The sequence below is a fragment of the Ruegeria discodermiae genome (assembly GCF_030758345.1).
Classification (GTDB): domain Bacteria; phylum Pseudomonadota; class Alphaproteobacteria; order Rhodobacterales; family Rhodobacteraceae; genus Ruegeria_C.
Map to the genome: position 1 here is coordinate 65539 of NZ_JAVAMO010000001.1, position 18080 is coordinate 83618.

The following is an 18080-nucleotide window of genomic DNA, read 5'->3' on the forward strand; positions in this document are numbered from 1 at the left end:
CATGGCCAATCAGTTCCTGTCCAAGATCCGCGTGGCCCCGGATGATTTCGTGCACGCCGCTGATGCACCGGTGCTGGAGCGTCATGCCGAGTTGCAGGCTTTGCTGTCAGAACGGGCCGGGCCCGAAGTGGCCGCGCTGTTTGCCGAGCCGCTGATCAGTCGCGGCAATGATGAAGCCGCCCCAACCGTGGCCTGGTATGCCGATGCGGTCGGTGAGGCGCAGCCGCTCAGCCGGTTGAGCCCTGCCGAGCAGGACCGGATCTCGGCCTATCTGTCCGATCATTTGCGCCCCTTGCGGACCCTCGCCGAAGATTCGGCGCAGAGCGATCTGGCCTGGGGCGCGCTGACCACGTATGGGGCGGACGATGTGATGGTGGCGGATGGCCGTCCCTTCATCGTGAACTGGGGCCTGATGCCGGACGGGCGCGGGGCCAGCGCGGCGGCGCGGCCTGCACATTTCGAGGCCACGCTGGGCCGCTTCATGCGCCAGCCCACCGCCGCCGCGACGCCCTCGGTCGCACCTGCGGTTGCGGCAACGCCGGTGACGACCCCACCTCCGGCTGAAGAACCCGCCCCTCGCGCGCGCCTGTCGCCGCTGGCCTGGGTGCCGCTGCTGGTGTTGCTGCTGATCGCGGCGGCGGTGCTGTTCTGGCTCTTGCAGCCGGGCACGCGGCTTTTGCCGAAACAGCCGCCGCGCATCACCGAGGCCGGGACGCTCGATGCGCAAAACGCGCTCAACGCCAGCCTGCGTGAGCGCATCGCTTCTCTGGAAACCGCGCTGGACGGGGCGGTCTGTCGCGCTGACGGCGTGTTGATCCTGCCCGACGGCACGACGCCAGAAGGGTTGCTGCCGCCCGCAGAGGGCACCGCGTTCCCCGAACAGGCCGCCGCCGCGCCTGACGCGCTGCTGCCCAACAAGGCGGATCGCGTTCTGGTGCCGAATCCGGATGCGCCAGATCAGCCAGAGGACCTGGTCAGCCATCTCGACAACCGCACGGTTCTGGTGTTGGCCGAAGGACCCTCCGGCGTTGCGGCAGGGTCGGGCTTTTCCATCGGCAATGGCCATATCCTGACCAACCAGCATGTCATTGACCTCGGCGCGGACACCCGTGTCGTGGTAATCGGCAAGGCCTTGCCCGAGCCTCTGGCGGCCAATGTTCTCAAGGCCTCCGGCCCACTGGCTGAGACCGGCGATGATTTCGCGCTATTGCAGATCGAGGCGGGTGATCTGCCCGGATTCACCCTGCATCAACCGCCTGCCTCGCTGCGTCTGACCAATGTGATCGCAGCGGGCTTTCCCGGAGATGTTTTGGAGCTGGACCTTGACTTCGCCGGGCTGATGCGTGGCGATGCTGGCGCTGTACCCGCACTGACGGTGACCGATGGCATCGTGAACACCGAACAGCAACTGGCGCCGGATACCAATGTGCTGATGCATTCCGCACCGCTCAGCACCGGCAATTCTGGCGGTCCGCTGGTAGATATGTGCGGTCGGGTCGTAGGGATCAACAGCTTCGTGCGCAAGGGGCCGTTGCAGAACCGCAGTTATGCTCTTGCGATGCCGGATGTACTAGAATTCCTGCAGGGTACGCCCGCAAGCCCGGCGCTAACCGAAGAGGTCTGCGCGCCGCAGGTCCGTCCGCAAGTCGCCCAATCGGTCCCAGCTGAGGAGTGATGTCGGGTGTTTGAGGCGCTGCTCACAACCACCACCTCGGAAGGGCTGCAACCGCTGGGCACGGCGGCGCAGCGGTCTTATGAGCTGGTGACCGGGGCGTTGCGACAAAGGCTTGGGGCTGACTGTGCCAATCTTCTGGCCGAACCGGTCAGCACACCCCATGGTGACCGCATCGACTGGCACGCGCCGATGGCCGGGCGACCCATGCGCCTGTCCGATCTCGCGCCCGAGGAACAGGACGCGGTGAAGGCGCGGCTGGGCGAGAAGATCGCGGCGATTCTGGCCGAGGCGGACGTGCTGGATGCGGGGCCGGGATCGGACGATCACCGTTTGGGCGAGGCGCTGCGCAACGCGGTCGAGATCCCGTCCGAAGACATGATCCACGTGATCCGCAGCGCTGATGGCGATCACCCGGTGCTGGTGCATTGGGCCTGGGTCAGTGGCGAACGCATGGCGGTGCGCGGCGTGCTGACCAAGATGGTGCCACGCGCGCAGCCGCTGAGTGCGGTGCAATCCGGCCCGGTGGCCAGCGTTTGGACCAGCCCGGTCTGGTGGTGGCTGATCCTGCTCGGTTGGCTGCTGCTGGCGGCGCTGCTGGGGTTGATCCTCTATCTGATGATCCATCCCTGCGGGCTGAGCCCGTTTGGGCCTGATCATTGCCATGAAGATACGGCGGAGCTGTCGGCGGCTTATTCCGAATATCAGGTGCTGAATGACCGCGTCGCGCGCCTGCAGCATGAGATCGCGCTGACCGATCGCGCCTGTAGACCGGTGGTGCCGATTGCGCCCGCCGAAGCAGCGCCCGCAGAACCGCCAGCGCCGCAGCCTGAGAAAGAAGGCGGGCTGTTGCCGAATCTCATCCAGAAAATCAAGCGCTTGGCAGGGCTGGAGGATGCGTCCTACACTGTGCCCCAAGCGCCGAACTGAGGCCCGAATTGAGAGACGTGAATGCAAAGCAGTGAACATCTTGCCCGGTTGGCCGATTGGCGCGACGAGGTGACGCTTGTGCCCTATTCGGGCGTGCAGATACTCGATTTCGGGTTCCGTCTGGATCAGATCGAGGTCAAGAACGCCCGGTTCATCGAACGGCAGGTTGGTGGCGATGACGCCAATGAAGAATGGGCGCTGATGCCGCTCACCGGCGATGCCGAGACCGATGAGGCGATCGAGGATGCCGCGCGTGATGATGACGATCCCTATTCGGTGCGTCCCGTCGCCGCGCTGGAGCCGTTCCTGTCGAAATGGGTGCCCGTGCCGGTGCTGCGCATCAAGACGGATCGCGGTCCGGGGGGCGAGGAACGGTTTGATCCCGGCCCCTCGACCTGGGCGCGGATGCGGGTGGTGGAACTGGACAGCCCCGAGGATGAAGACGGCAATACCCATCGCGTGCAAATGGCGATCGACACCGCGCTGATCGAGGCCGCGCAGGCGGACCGCTATCTGGCACCTGAGCGCGCGGATGCAGAAAAGTCCCGCGAATTCCGTTTCGTATCTGATCCCGCGCATATGGACTGGTTCCTGCGCCGGTTGGACAGCGATGGGGACGGGCAGGCACTCGATCTGCAGAAATGGGTGTCGGACTGGCTGGAGGAGGCTTTCATCGCCTTCAAGCGTGCCGAACGGCCCGGCAGGCGGATCACGTCTGAAACGCTGCCGCACAAGTTCGAGCATTGGGCGCGTTACCTGGCCTATCTGCGGCTGGTCAATCACGCGGTTTCTGTGCCGCGGCTGCGGCTGGCCAATACGGATTCCCAGCGCGACGGGCTGACGCCGGTGGATGTGGAACTGGTGCTGGATGTGGGCAATTCGCGCACCTGTGGTATTTTGATCGAGCGGTTCCCTGGCGAAACGCGGCTGGATCTGGCGCGGTCTTATCCGCTGGAAATCCGCGATCTGTCTCAGCCCGAGCGAACCTATTCGGGCCTGTTCGAAAGCCGGGTGGAATTTTCCGAGTTCCGCATGGGTGACGAACGTTTCGCCAGCCGCTCGGGTCGGCGCAACGCCTTCATCTGGCCCAGCTTCGTGCGCACTGGCCCCGAGGCGCTGCGGCTTGTCGCGGGCGAAGAGGGGACCGAGACCGCCTCGGGGCTGTCCAGCCCCAAGCGCTATCTCTGGGATGATACGCCCTTGCAGCAGGACTGGCGGTTTCATCACCATTCCGATCCCAACAACCTGCCGAAATCGCTGCGCGCGGGGATGCGGTTCCTCAATGAAAACGGCGATGTGCTGGAACAGATTGCGGCGGATGAAAAGGCCCGCCTGCGCCCGCGTGGCAAATCCCGGACCAACCCGGCGATCCGGCCCCGCTTTGCGCGCGCCTCTCTCTTTGGGTTCATGCTGGCCGAGATCATCGCCCATGCGCTGATCCAGGTGAACGCGCCCGCCAGCCGGGCCCGGCGGGCGCAATCGGAACTGCCGCGCCGCCTTGACCGGATCATCCTGACCCTGCCCACCGCGACTACCGCGCAAGAGCAGGCGATCATCCGCTCCAAGGCCAAGGGCGCGCTGGCACTGGTCTGGTCGCTGATGGGGCTGAGCACGGGCGAAAGCGCGATCTCGCAGCCGCCCGAGTTGATCGTGGAATGGGACGAGGCCAGTTGCACCCAGCTTGTCTATCTTTATTCGGAACTGACCCAGAAATTCGATGGTCGCATCGACCGGTTTCTGGACCTCAAGGGTCGCCCGCGTGCACGTTCCGAGGGTGCCGATCCCACGCCATCGCTGCGTCTGGCCTCTATCGACATTGGTGGCGGCACCACCGATCTGATGGTCACCACCTATTGGGGCGAGGCGGGCCGCGTGCTGCACCCGCGCCAGACCTTCCGCGAAGGGTTCCGCGTGGCCGGTGACGAGCTGTTGCAGCGCGTCATCGCCTCGATCATCCTGCCGGGTCTGCAATCGGCGATTGAGGCCGGTGGTGGGCGCTATGCCGCCGAGAAGATTCGCGAGCTTTTTGCAGGCGATACCGGGGGCCTTGATCAGCAGAGCATCCAGAAACGGCGGCAATTTGCGTTGCGCGTGCTGATGCCGCTGGCGGTGGCCATTCTGGAGGCCTGCGAGACCGCCGATGAGTTTGCCCCGCTCGATCTGACAATTGCCGATATCCTGCCGCTATCGGATAGCGGTGATGCCAGCCTGCCGGATGTGCTGACCGACTATATCGAACAGCCCGCCCGCACGCTGGGTGCCGAAGAATTCCATCTGCGCGATGTGGTCCTGTCCTTCAGCCGCGACGAAGTGGATGCTATCGCCCGCGAGGTGCTGCAAAAGGCGCTGGGCAATATGGGCGAGGTGATCGCGCATCTGGGCGTTGACGTGGTACTGATCACCGGGCGCCCCTCGCGCCTGCCTGCAGTGCGCGCGATCCTGCAAGAGATGATGGTGGTGCCGCCGCACCGGCTGATCCCGATGCACAGCTATAAGACCGGGCGCTGGTATCCGTTCCGCGATCCGGTGACCCAGCGCATCGGCGATCCCAAATCGACCGTTGCGGTGGGCGGTATGCTGATCGCATTGAGCGAGGCGCGCATCCCTAACTTCAAAGTGATGACCGGTGCGTTCCGCATGCAGTCTACAGCACGCTATATCGGCGAGATGGATACTTCGGGCCAAATCCTGACGGACCGCATTCTGTTTTCTGATGTCGACCTGGACGACCGAAAGTCGGCCAGCGATCTGGAAGCCAGCGTGAAGATGTATACGCCGATCCATCTGGGTGCGCGGCAATTGCCGTTGGAACGCTGGACCACCACGCCACTCTATCGGCTGGATTTCGCGACCCAGTCGGCGCAGGGCCGGGCGCCCTTGAATGTCACGTTTGAGCGCACAGAGTTTGACGGGGACCCGGACGTGGAAACCTCTGACACCGTGTTGCGCCGCGAAGCCATGCGCGAGGCGTTTTCAGTCACTGAGGTCGAGGATGCCGAGGGCGACAGCATGAAACCGGCCGAGGTGCAGCTGCGCCTGCATACGCTTGGCTTCGAGGATGAATATTGGATCGATACCGGACTTTTCCGGCTGTAGGTTGAGGCGATGAGTATAGAGGCACAGGAACAGCTTGCACAGGAATGCGCCCGCATCGCCTCGGTCTGCGGCGAGGCGCTGACCTGGGTGCAGGACCCCGGCAATGGCGATCTGCTGGGCGCAGAGGCCCGGTCGCTGGTCCGCCTGATGCGGCAATCGGCGCGGCGTTCGCTTCGGCTCAGCCGCTCGGCGCGGACTCGCATGTCGGTCAGCGTGTTCGGTCCCAGCCAGGCGGGTAAGTCCTTTCTGGTCTCGGTGCTGGCGCGGCCCGAGAACGGGCGTTTGGTGGCGGATTTCGACGGGCCGGACGGGCAGCTGGATTACATCCGGCAGATCAACCCCGAGGGCGAGGGGGAAAGCACCGGTCTGGTGACGCGCTTTACCATGGAGCGTGCGCCGAGCCCGGCAGGCTTTCCGATCCGGCTGAACCTGCTGTCAGAGGCGGATATCGCCCGCACCTTGATCAACTCTTTCTTCATGGATGGTGATCGGTCCGAGCCGGTGCCGGAACCGGGCGATATCGCCGCGCATCTCGACCAGTTCAAACCGCGCGCCGGGATGGCGCAGCCGGGGCTGGACGAGGACGATGTGCATGAGATCGCCGAATATGTCGATAGCCATTTCGGGCGCGAGGCCTATGCCGCCGCCCTGCGCCCGCTCTGGGAAGAGGCCGCGCAGATCCTGCCGGGACTGTCGCGCGGGGATCGCGCCGCGTTCCTGTCGCTGCTTTGGGGCGGGCACGTGCCGTTTTGCGACCTCTATCTGACACTCGCCGATGCGCTGGCGCAGCTCGATCATGCGGCACAGGTCTATGCGGGGCTCGATGCGCTGGTGCCGCGCGAAAGCTCGATCATTGATGTCAAAACGCTGAGCGGCGCGGCGGATGGCACGCCGCTGACCGTGACCACCGAACAGGGACGGCAGGCGACGCTGCCGCGCTCTGTCATCTGCGGGCTGGCGGCTGAACTGGTGCTACCGATGTGCGATCTGCCCGCGCAGATGTTTGCCGAGACCGACCTGCTGGACTTTCCCGGCGCACGCAACCGGTTTGAGCAGGACCTGTCGAAAGCCTTTGAAAGCCCGGACAAATTGCTGCCGGAACTGCTGTTGCGCGGCAAGGTGGCCTATCTCTTTGATCGTTACGTCGAGGATCAGGAAATCACCTCGATGCTGCTCTGCATCCCGGACAGCAATATGGAAACGGTGGACCTGCCAGGTCTTGTGCAGAACTGGATCGCCAAGACCCATGGCCCGACGCCCGAGGCGCGGCGTGCCGCTGATTGCGTGTTGTTCATGGTGCTGACCAAGTTCGACAAGCACCTGTCAGACAGTGCCGCCGAAGGCGGGGATGAGACCCGATTCGACCGGCGCATGCAGGCGTCTCTGCTAGAGAAATTCGGCAAGGGCAGCGATCCCTGGGTCACTGAATGGCAGCCGGGCCAGAGCTTTGACAACTGCTTCTGGCTGCGTAACCCGAACTATTATGTCGACGGGCTGATCGACTATGACGAAGACCGCCGCGAATTGCGCCTGCGCCCCGAGAAAGAGGCGCGGCTGGCCGAGTTACGCGCGGGCTGCGTACAGGCCCCGGCGGTGCGGCGGCATTTCGCGTCCCCCGAGGCGGCATGGGACGCGGCGCTGGCGCTCAATGACGGCGGGGTGAGCTACCTCGCACAACATATTGAAAAAGTGTGTAAACCCGATAGCAAGCTGATGCAGATCGGGGCGCAGTTGCAGCAGGTCAAAGACGAACTTGCGCGCGCGATGGCGCCGTTCCATGTCTCGGATGATGTGGAAAAGCGCATTGCCGAGAAACAGGAATCAGCCGCGCGGGTCATCGACGATCTGGAGCAGGTTCTGGCCCGGCACCGTTTTGGGGCGCTGGTCTCGGCCCTGATGGTCGATCAGGAAGAGATCGAAGGCCGGATCAGCCGGGTGCCCAGCTCGATCCGTATCACCAATGCGGTGAATGCGGCCGAAGGGGGCAGCGCAGGTCTGAAACGTCCCGGCCGCCCGGCGCAGCGGGCCGAAAATGCCGAGGATGGCATCCGCACCATGACGCTGGAACAGTTTCAGGCCGAAACCGCGATGGAGGCCTGGATCGAGGGTATGAAAACCCTGCGCAGCGATGCGATGCTGCTGCGCGCCTATGGGATAGGTGAGGGCACATCGGGCGATCTGGTTGCTGAGTTGATCCAGGCGGCGCGGCGCACCGATCTGAGCGACCGCACGGCAGCGTTGCTGCGTGAGGTGAATTTTGGCCTCACGGTCGAAAAACAGGCGCAACCAGCCTCGATTCTGGGGGCCGAGGTGATCAATGGCTTTGTCTCGACCCTGGGCATGCAGGATGTGACCGAAGCCGACCGGCCCAAGGTGCAGGGTGGTGATGGGAGCGAGCGCGCGATCTTTGTGACGCCGACACCATCAGACAGCGCCGACGATCTGCCCCAACAGCCGCGCCCGACGGCGCAAAGTTTTTGGACCGATTGGGTCTTTGGGCTGGATGCGATGTTTGTGGCCAATGCCAAGGACGGTCTGGGCGGGCAGGTCGATGTGGATCAGAACCTGGCGCTGGGCCGTATTCTTGGTGCGTTGAACGGGCAGGGCGGATGAGGATCAAAGTCCATCCGGACCCCCAACACCCCTCGGGCGGGTATGCCTTTCTGGAACTGCCCGGCGACTCGATGCCGGATCGCGTGGCCATGGCCGTGCAGGATTCCTATTCCGGGCGCTGGCTGCATCCGGATGCACGCGCCGGGGATGAGCCGAACTGGCAAGCCCAGATGCAGAAGCTGGGTCCGTTTGACATCTTCCGCCATGAGGGGGCCGACTGGCTGCGGCTGGGACCCGAGGTGGTGAACCGGCTGGAAGAATATACCGCGCTGCACTTCCAGATCGACGGCAAGTCCTATGAGGCGATCTGGCCCGACACGATTGCGCCGCGCGTGGAAAAGGCGGTGCCGGGCGCGTTGCGGGTCACCGCGCGCGCGCAACCGATCGTGGAACCGGTTGAGGTGAAGTTGCCGCCGGAACCTGTTGAACAGGAAGTGGAAATTGTTGAACCTGAACCGGAGCGGGCACCGCCAAAACGACGTGGCCATGCGCTCTGGCTGGCTGCGGTGTTGCTGCTTTGCGCGGCGGGCGCAGCGGCGTGGTACATGCTGTCTGATGAGACTGCCTCAACCGGTCCGGAAAGCCTGACGCCGGTTGCCGAGACCAGCGGCTCGCCCTGTGCCTTGCCCGCGCTTCAGGCGTTGGGTGGGTTCGATGCACAGATCGCTGCTGTGCGTGACTGCGGTTCGGACGTGTCGCCGGATGCGGCGCTGACCCTGATCGAGGCCGCCGCCAAACAGGGAAACCCGCAAGCGCTGACGCTGTTCGGAACGCTTTATGACGGCGACGAACTGGCCCCGCGAATCGAGAACCTGACTGGGCTCACCTTTGCCGACGACCCGGCGCAGGCGGCGGAATACTACGCCGGTGCGGTTGCGGCGGGCTCGGATGAGGCTCAGGCGCGGCTTGATGCGACTTGTGCGCGGCTCGACGGGTCGTCGCTGACGTTGGAAAAGGGGGCATTTGATGATTTCTGCCGTTAAATCCGCCGCAATTGTCCTTGGCCTTGCGATGATGCTGACGACCCCGTCCAGTGCACTAGCCGCAGACAGACCCTTGCTGGCCGAGGGGCGAAAGACAGTCTATCAGCGGGTTCTGACCCGTCCGGGCGCGCTGGAGTTCTCGGAACCGGATGGCGGCGTCCTCCGCCAATATCCGGCCTTTCAGCCGCTTTATGTCTATGCAACCCAACCCGGATGGTATCAGGTTGGATCATCCATCTCGAAAGGCCCCGAAGGCTGGCTGCGCGCCGATCAGGCGGTGGAATGGAAGCAGAATATCGTCGCCGCCTTCACCAATGCCGCCGGTCGGCAACGCCAGGTGATGTTTGACAGCGAAGAGGCGCTGCGCGGGCTGATGGAAAGCGAGGCGCTGCAGGCCGAACAGGCAGAGATTCTGGATGAGGTTGCCAAGGACACCCTTGCCCCCGAACGTGGTGTGGTGGCGGCGGAGCCCGAGGAATATATCAACATCGTCGAACGGCTCTACCTGATGCCGATCCTCGATTTCACCCAGGACCTGCACCCGCTGAATTACGAGGATAACCTGCTGATGCAGGTGGCCTCGGTGCCGCTGCGCGAAGATGGCGCGCAGGCGGGCATGATTGCCGACAATTTTGACGCAGGCATCGTGTTTGTCCTTGATACCACCAGTTCGATGGACCCTTACATCCAGCGCACGCAGGCGGCGGTGGAAAAGATCATCGGTGACATTCAGGGCACCGAGGTCGGCTCGCGCGTGCATTTCGGTGTCGTAGCCTTCCGCGACAATGAGGCGGCGGCGCCGGGCCTTGAATACCGCACCAGGACGCTGCTGCCGTTGGAACGGCGCGAGGATCAGGGGCAGGTGGTCTCGACCATCCGCGCGGCGGCCAATGTGGCGCTCGCCAACTCACCCGGGTTCAACGAGGACAGTCTCGCCGGGGTCGAGGATGCGCTGGAGGGCACCGACTGGTCTGGCGGTGACGGCGATCCGTTCGATGCGCGGATCGTGGTGCTGATCACCGATGCCGGGCCCAAGGACGCCCGCGACCCCGATGCCCGTTCCGAGATCGGGCCTGCCGAGTTGCAGCGGGTGGCGCAGGACAAGGGGGTTGCGGTGATGACGCTGCATCTGCAGACGCCCGCCGGGGGAGCGGCGCAACATGCCTATGCCGAAAACCAGTATCGGCAACTGTCGCGGTTCAATGACGAGACCTTCTACTACGGAATCGCCGACGGGTCCGAGGCCGCGTTCGAGCAGGAGGTAACGCAGCTTGTCACCGCCCTGACCGATGTGATCCGCGTGGCGCGGGATGAAAAACCGCTGCTCAGCCCCGACGAGGCGGGCAAAGTTGCCAATCTGGGGCTGGCGATGCAACTGGCCTATCTGGGGCGGCTGACTGACCGGCAGGCCCCGGATGTGATCGAAGGCTGGGTCTCGGAAAAAGCGGTCGAGGACCCGACGCGGCTGGCCATCGAGCCCCGGCTGCTGGTCACCAAGAACGAGATGGCGACCATGGCCGACCTGCTGGAACAGCTTCTTGAACTGGGCGAGCAGAGCCGCAATGCCGAGGATGCTGATACCTTCTTTGCGCAGGTGCGCGATGTGGTGGCGCGCATGGCGCGCAACCCGGACCGGCTGGTGAACCCCGACGCGGAAACCCTTGGCGGGGCTTTGGAATTCCTCGAAGACCTGCCGTATGAAAGCCAGCTGATGCTGACCACGCCGGCGCGCTGGCAGCAAAGCGCGATGATCCGGCGGCAGATTCTGGACGGGATGCGGCAAAAGCTGACGCAATACCGCAAATGGCTGCTGGACCCGGCGGTCTGGACCGCGCTTTCCGATGATGCCCCGGATGGCGAGCATGTCTTTGCCATGCCGTTTGATGTTCTGCCATGACAGCGCAGGGCGGGCTGACCGTTCGCAATGGTGTCATCGAGGTTGCGGATGTCGACCGCGTGTTCCGGGTCGAGATCGACGCGCTTGATCTGCCATCCGGCGGGTTGATCGCTCTGTCCGGGGCCAGCGGGTCCGGCAAGACGCTGATCCTTGAGGTTCTGGGCCTGCTGCGCCCGCCTGCACGCGGTACGCTCTATGCGGCGGCGGGCAATGATCTGGCCGCGCTCTGGTCGCACGGGGCGGCTGGGGATGAGTTGGCGCATATGCGGGCGACGCTGTTTGGCTTCGTACCGCAGACCGGTGGCTTGCTGCCGTTTCTGGATGTGGCTGACAATATTGCCCTGCCGCAGCGGATATGTGACCGGACCGATGCCGCCTGGTGTGCGGAGCTGATGGAGCGGTTGGGCCTCGCCGAGTTGCGCGCGCTTCTGCCGGATGCGCTGTCCATCGGTCAACGCCAGCGGGTCGCGATCGCGCGCGCGCTGGCCCATCGCCCGGCCTTCGTGATCGCGGATGAGCCCACCGCCGCACTGGATGCCCAAAGCGCCGATCAGGTGATGGCGCTGTTGCTGGAGGTCGCCCGCGACACCGGCGCGGGGCTGCTTCTGTCCTCGCATGATACCGAGCGGGTCGCACGCTTCGGGATCGAGATGCGGCGGCTTGCCCCGCTCGACGACAAGCCCTTCGCCACACGGTTGGAGGCCGCCCCATGCTGATCACCTGGCTGGCCCTCAAGGATCTCTGGCGCGAGCGGTTCTACCTGTTCTGCAATTGCGCCCTGCTGGTGGGTATTCTGGTGCCGCTTCTGGTGCTGTTTGGGGTCAAGAACGGCGTCTACTCCGCCCTGATCGGCGAGATGATGGAAAACCCGGCCTATCTGCAGATCGATACGGCGGGTAATGTGACGCTTAGCGAAGACGATCTTGCACCGCTGCGCGGCTGGACCGAGATCGCCTTTATGACGCCCAAGGTGCGCACCCAGTTCGACTATATGAATGTCCGTCAGAGCAGTGGTCGGCGCATCCGGCAGGCGGTCATCGTGCCCTCGGGCACGGGCGACCCGACGCTGCCAGATGGGGCGCGGCTCGACAACAGCAACGTCGCGGTCAGCGCTCTGCTGGCGCGGCAGTTGGAGCTTGCGCCCGGTGCCTCCGTTCAACTGATCAGTCAGGCCGAGGGGCGGCCGCGGCAATTGGTGCTGGATATGCGGGTTGGTCTGGTGCTGGAGGACCGGGCGCTGGGTGGTCGTGCGGTCTTGGTTCCGTTCGAGACGCTGGACCTGATCGAGGCTTTCTATGACGCTTATGCCTTGCCCGATCACGGGATCGACGCAGGCAAGGACATCGCGGGGCGGGTTCCGGCCTATTCCGGCGCGCGCATCTATGCCCGCGACCTTGAGGGTCTGCCGGGGCTGCAGACCCGGATCGAGGATCAGCTTGGCGTGACCACCCATGCCCGCACCGCCGATGTCACCTCGCTATTGGAACTGGGGCGAAACCTGACCCTCGCGCTGAGCCTGACGGCGGCGATTGCGACGCTGGGGCTTGCTGCCGCGCTGACGCTCAGCTTCTGGTCCGAAGTGGCGCGCAAGCGACGGGTGCTGGCCAGACTTGCGATGCTGGGGCTGACGCGCCGCCAACTGGCGCTGTTTCCAGTGGTGCAGGCGCTGGTAGCCGCAGCGCTTGGCCTGCTGCTGTCCTTCCTGCTATATGGGATCGCTGGCCGTATGGCGCAGCATTGGTTTGGGCAGGGGCTGCCGGGCGGTCGCAGCCTGTCGGTAATCTCGATGGGGCAGGCCGTGATGATCTCGCTTGCGGTAATTATCGTCGTGGCGCTGGCCGCCGCAATCGCGGCCTGGCGCGCGCAGCGCTCTGACCCGGCGCTGGTTCTGCGGGAGGTGTCATGATCAGGCGCATTCTGGCAGTGACCCTGTTCGCCGCAACACCGGCCCAGGCGCAGACCACGCCACATACCACACCCGAGACAGAGGCTTGGCAGGTCGATCTCTATGACCCCGGCGCGGAAGAGGCCCCGGCTGACCTGCTATTGCCAATGCCCTGCGGCGGGTCGAAGGCCTTTCAGAAAGTGGTGGTGCCGCTGGATGCCGCTGATCCGCTGGCGGACCGGCGGGTGCGGCTGGGGCAATCCTCTGACCGGGCCGGCTATTCCGATTATCTGCGCACGGCGTTCCTGCGCGGCCCCTTCAGCGATGACCCGTCCAGCACGCATTACTACATCTCGCGCTATGAGCTGACACAGGGCCAGTTTCGCGCGCTGCAGGGCGATTGCGGCGAGCGGACGCGCGCCGACCGGATCGCGCGCGGCGGGTTCAGCTGGTTCGACGCGGTGACGCTGGCGCAGAACTATACCGCGTGGCTCTACCGGAACGCCCCTGACGCGTTGCCCCGAAGCGGCGATGCGCCCGGCTTTCTGCGCCTGCCGACCGAGGCCGAATGGGAATATGCCACGCGGGGTGGTGCCAAAGCGGACCCCAGCGCCTTTTCCCATCCGCGCTACTTCTCCGACGAGGATCCGCGCGAACATGCCTTCTATCAGGGCGGTGGCGCGCGCGGGCGGCTGGGGCCGGTGGGATTGCGACAACCAAACCCGCTGGGGCTTTACGATGTCTATGGTAATGCCGAGGAGCTGATGCTGGAGCCCTACCGGATGAATGCCGCCGGTCGCGCCCATGGTCAGGTGGGCGGTGTTGTGACGCGCGGCGGCTCGGTGCTGTCCTCTGAGGGCGATCTTTATTCGGCGCAGCGGACCGAGTATCCGCCTCATGACACCCGCACCGGGCGTCCCTTGCGGGGCGAGACCTTTGGCCTGCGGCTGGTGATCGGCGCGCATGTCTCGACATCTCAGGCCCGGCTGGGCGAGATCGAGGACAGCTGGCGTGCGCTGGCTGCAGAGGGCGGGGATGCGCAGGGTGATCCCGACCGCACCCTGTCGGACCTGATCCGGGCGGAGCCGGATACGAGGCGTCAGCAGGAACTGGATGCACTGCAGCTTGAGCTGCGCCAGAACCGCGACCGGATTCAGACCGCTCTGGACCAGTCGGCACGCGCCGCGCTGCTCTCGGGAGCGGTGTTTGTCGAAGCTCTGCGCGACAGCGCCGCCCAGATCGATGCCAAGGCGGCGAGTATCCGGATGTTGGTCGAGCTGCAGCGCACCGGCGGTGGCAGCGGCTTGATGGAACGGCAATTGCGCGGTCATGTGGACGAGATCGAGCAGATGCGGCGACAGCGTCAGTTCTATCTGCTGTCCTATCAGACCGCGCTGGACACATTGGCGACGGATTATGCGCCGGAAGAAACAGAGCGGCTGCGCATGGTGCTGAAGCAGGATCTGACACAGGCCGGACAGACCCGTCTGGCGGCTTCACTGGACAGATTCTCTCAAGATCTGGGCATCTACGCACAAACACCCGATATGAGCGGGCAGGCCCTGATGAACCTCGCGCTGCAATGAAACAATCCGCCCTGTCTGTCACGATCCGTAACCGAAGTTCACTTTTAGGGGCATATGAGCAGCGAAAAGGCGCTGAAACTTGACAAGTGAGTGCTGGTTTGGTGGGCTGTCGGGGTCTGTTCATTTAGTCTCGACAAGAAATCTGTCGATCCGGGTTCTGTTTGTTATGGACCCGCAGCTTCAACGAGGTTGTTGAAATGTATACCAAACATATCTGCATGGCGGTGCTGGCCTCCAGTGTCGCACTGATTCCCGCAAAAGAGGCCCCCGCGGACGAGGCGGCGGCCCTGATCGGTGGTGCGCTTCTGGGGGGCATCATCGTCAACGAGGTTCACAAGAATAAGCAGCGCCAAAGGGCAGCCACCCAGCGCCAGCGCTCCAGCGCGCCCCGGTATTCGGGCATCTCTTCTGCGCAGCGTCAGCAAAACCGCGATGTGCAAGCCGCCCTGAACTATTTCGGCTATAATGTCGGGGCCGTTGATGGCTCGCTTGGTCGTAACAGCCGCGCCGGTATTTCGCGCTATCAGGCCGATATGGGCTATCCGATTGACGGCTACCTCAATGATTACGAGCGCAGTTTCCTGCTGAACTCGCAACAGCGCGCGCTGGCAAGCTCGCATGTAGCGCCTTATAACCAGATCCTTGCGACGCAGGGACGTGGCGGGCTGCTGCGTACCTATCGCAACGAGCAACTGGGTATTCAGACCCCGCAGGTACAGCCTGCAACGGTTCCGGCTCCTGTGGCACCCGCCCCAACGCCGGCCCCAACCCCTGCGCCCGCTCCGGCGCCGACACCGGTCAAGACCGAAGACGCGGCATTGCCGGACTTCACTTTTGGTCAGACCGCACGCTCGCCCAATGAGCATTGCAACGAGGTCAATGTGCTAACCGCGGCCAATGGCGGTCTGACGCAATCCGGTCAGGTGACCGATGCGGAATTTGCGCTGAACGAACAGTTCTGCGTGGCCCGGACTCAGGCGATGGCGCAAAGCTCGCGTCTTGAGGCGACCATTCCCAACATGACCAGCGCCCAGATTCAGGCGCAGTGTGATGGTCTGGCACAGGCGGTTGCGCCGCAGATCAAAGGTCTGGACAGCGAACCGCCCGCGCGGGTGATCGCCAAGACCAAGACCTTCCTGGAAAGCTCGGGCCGCTCGATGGATCAGCTGCAATCAGCGGGTGAGGTCTGCCTTGGCATCGGCTATCGCACGGATGAGCCCAAGCTGGCGCTGGCCTCTGCCGTGTTGCTGACTGCAACGGGCGAGCTTGGCTATGGTGAGCTGGTCAGCCACCAGTTGCGCGAAGGCTTCGGCGTTGCCAAACCCACCGGCCCGCAAGCGGCTGAATGGATGAAGCTGGCGGTGAGCGCGGCGCAGAACGGCAATGCGGTTCTGGGGCAGAATCCGGATCGGCTGGCGATTCTGAGTGCTGCGAGCAATGGCGCGGGAACTGGAACGGCAGCATTGCCGATCTTCCCGACCACCGAAAACTGATCGCCGCAAGGCAACTAGACAAAAAGAAAACGCCCGTCCGTTCTACGCGGATGGGCGTTCCTTTTGTCCCTCGGTCAGACCTTGCGATCCGGATATCAAACCCGGCCTGTCCTATTTATGACCCCTTAGTTCGGCTATTCAGCGCGCCCGGTCAATCCGCGACGGCGGTCAGGCTTTTGGGTGTGGCGGGAAAGCCTCAGATCAGTTCGCGTTGGCCAGTTGCGCTGTCAGCTGTTCGGCGATGCGGGCCTTGATGGGCGGCAACTCACCAAGAACCGGCAGCAGCAGGCCCTGAAACCCGACCGCCTCCAGCGCTTGTGGCACGTCTTCATTTGCGTGGCCGCCCTGACAAGCGAAGAAGGGCAGGCAGATTGACTGCGCATCCACCCCGCGTGCGGCGTCTTCGATCGAGGGCGGCTCTTCGACAAAACCGGTGCGAATCTCAGGCCCGCCGATCCGGCTCTGCAACGCCTCGGCAAAGGCGGTGGCAACGGCAGCGGGATTGCGGCTGCGCCCGGAACCATGCGCGGCCAGTACGATCGTGGTGTCCTGCGCCGCCCATCCGCGGTTCGCCATGGCCTCTGTCAGGGCTTGGGCGGCGAGGCCGGGCAGTTCGGGGTCAACGCCCAGCGGGTCGAGAATACTCAACTGCTGCGAGCCCAGCCTGCGGGGCAAAACATCGGTCACGAACCACCCCCGCGCCATGAAGAGCGGATAGACCGGGGCATGATCCGGTAACGTTTGCAGGGCTGCGTCCAACTCTCCGGGCGCGGCCAGCGTGGCGCTCGCCAACGACAGGCCCGGCGCGTGGCTTTCCACATCGCGCGCGAAAGCGGCCAGCGCTGCCGAGGCCGGTTCTGGGTCGGAGGGTTGTCCGTGGGCGACGATCAGGGCATCGGGCATGGCGTATCCTATTGCGGCTAAGACCATAAATGTCGCGGCAACGGGCGAAGTCAATCCAACCCGCAGGTCAGCCCAGTAATGTCAGCCACATCCAGATGCTGAGCACCGACGCCCCGGTTGCCAGCAACACCGACGAGGCCGCCACCCGTTTGGCGCGCCCATAGAGATCGGCGAAGATATAGGCGTTGATGCCCGGCGCCATGGCCGCGGTCAGCACGCCAGAGCGGAACAGGTCCTGCGGCAAAGACAGGGCGGTGCCGAAACTCCAGACGAGAGCCGGATGCAATAGCAGCGAGATGGCGCAGACAAGGGCGATGGTGCGCATGTCGCCTTCGGGCCGGTATTGGACCAGCACGCCGCCCATCGCAAACAGCGCCACCGGAAGGGCGGCGCGGATGATCAGTTGCAGCGCGTCCTCGGCCACATCGGGCATGCTGATCCCGGTGAAGTTGAACGCAAAGCCAAGCCCAATGGCGATGATCAGCGCGTTGCGGAACATCGCGCGCAGAACCGCCGTCACGGTTTTTCGCCCGCCATTGCCGCGATTTCGGATGACCTCCATCACCGTGATACCGAGCCCATAGCAGAAAGGCGCATGGATCGAGACGATGGCATAGTTGCCCGCCAGACCTTCGGGTCCATAGGCGCGCTCGGTGATCGGGATACCCAGCATCAGCGAGTTCGAGAAGAGGCAGCAGAACCCGATGGCGACGCAATCCTCCCATGGTCTTTGAAAGAGAATACGGGCCCCCAGAAAGCCGGCTGTGAAACACAACGCGGCCGCCATGTAGAAGCTGACCATCAGATTGGGGTTGAAACTGCTTTGCAGATCCAGCGTGGCGATAGCGTGAAACAGCAGGCAGGGGATTGCAAATCCGGTTGCAAAGCGCATCAGCGCATCGTTATGGGCTTGCTTGATATAGCCCACGCCGGTGGCGACATATCCCGCGCCGATAACCAGAAAAACCGGCAGGATAACGGTGCCCAATGTGTTCAGCATGACGGGTCTGCCGACATGCAGG

At 64.1% G+C, this 18080-nt stretch carries 12 protein-coding genes; 10 read left to right on the forward strand and 2 right to left on the reverse strand.

Going from position 1 to position 18080, the window contains the following annotated elements; genetic code table 11:
* Position 1: 1 nt before the first annotated feature.
* From Q5Y75_RS00385 to Q5Y75_RS00430, 10 genes are all read left to right on the forward strand, one after another.
* On the forward strand, positions 2-1675 hold the full coding sequence (locus Q5Y75_RS00385; RefSeq protein ID WP_306193369.1) for a trypsin-like peptidase domain-containing protein: 1674 nt from the start codon (positions 2-4) through the stop codon (positions 1673-1675).
* Between the two features lie 6 nt (positions 1676-1681).
* Positions 1682-2602 (forward strand): hypothetical protein, encoded by a 921-nt coding sequence (locus Q5Y75_RS00390; RefSeq protein ID WP_306193370.1) that lies wholly within the window; start codon positions 1682-1684, stop codon positions 2600-2602.
* A gap of 21 nt (positions 2603-2623) precedes the next feature.
* Positions 2624-5698 carry a virulence factor SrfB gene (locus Q5Y75_RS00395; RefSeq protein WP_306193371.1) on the forward strand — a complete coding sequence of 1025 codons (3075 nt, stop codon included), beginning with the start codon at positions 2624-2626 and terminating at the stop codon, positions 5696-5698.
* 9 nt (positions 5699-5707) lie between these two features.
* Complete coding sequence (locus tag Q5Y75_RS00400; protein WP_306193372.1) at positions 5708-8311, forward strand: virulence factor SrfC family protein; 2604 nt, start codon at positions 5708-5710, stop codon at positions 8309-8311.
* Positions 8308-9294 carry an SEL1-like repeat protein gene (locus Q5Y75_RS00405; protein WP_306193373.1) on the forward strand — a complete coding sequence of 329 codons (987 nt, stop codon included), beginning with the start codon at positions 8308-8310 and terminating at the stop codon, positions 9292-9294. The genes Q5Y75_RS00400 and Q5Y75_RS00405 overlap by 4 nt, the downstream gene beginning before the upstream one ends.
* Positions 9278-11191: a vWA domain-containing protein gene (locus tag Q5Y75_RS00410; RefSeq protein ID WP_306193374.1), complete on the forward strand. Its 1914-nt coding sequence runs from the start codon at positions 9278-9280 to the stop codon at positions 11189-11191. Before Q5Y75_RS00405 ends, Q5Y75_RS00410 begins: the two co-directional genes overlap by 17 nt.
* Positions 11188-11907: an ABC transporter ATP-binding protein gene (locus Q5Y75_RS00415; RefSeq protein WP_306193375.1), complete on the forward strand. Its 720-nt coding sequence runs from the start codon at positions 11188-11190 to the stop codon at positions 11905-11907. Before Q5Y75_RS00410 ends, Q5Y75_RS00415 begins: the two co-directional genes overlap by 4 nt.
* Positions 11901-13097 (forward strand): FtsX-like permease family protein, encoded by a 1197-nt coding sequence (locus tag Q5Y75_RS00420; RefSeq protein ID WP_306193376.1) that lies wholly within the window; start codon positions 11901-11903, stop codon positions 13095-13097. Before Q5Y75_RS00415 ends, Q5Y75_RS00420 begins: the two co-directional genes overlap by 7 nt.
* Entirely contained in the window at positions 13094-14662 is a 1569-nt protein-coding gene (locus tag Q5Y75_RS00425) for an SUMF1/EgtB/PvdO family nonheme iron enzyme (protein WP_306193377.1), read from the forward strand. The genes Q5Y75_RS00420 and Q5Y75_RS00425 overlap by 4 nt, the downstream gene beginning before the upstream one ends.
* 197 nt (positions 14663-14859) lie before the next feature.
* Positions 14860-16155: a peptidoglycan-binding domain-containing protein gene (locus Q5Y75_RS00430; protein ID WP_306193378.1), complete on the forward strand. Its 1296-nt coding sequence runs from the start codon at positions 14860-14862 to the stop codon at positions 16153-16155.
* 201 nt (positions 16156-16356) lie between these two features.
* On the opposite strand, the gene Q5Y75_RS00435 is transcribed toward Q5Y75_RS00430, so the two are convergent.
* On the reverse strand, positions 16357-17058 hold the full coding sequence (locus Q5Y75_RS00435) for a CbiX/SirB N-terminal domain-containing protein (protein WP_306193379.1): 702 nt from the start codon (positions 17056-17058) through the stop codon (positions 16357-16359).
* 67 nt (positions 17059-17125) lie between these two features.
* A complete protein-coding gene (locus Q5Y75_RS00440) occupies positions 17126-18058 on the reverse strand; it encodes an AEC family transporter (protein ID WP_306193380.1) in 933 nt (310 codons plus the stop codon).
* Between the last annotated feature and the right edge of the window lie 22 nt (positions 18059-18080).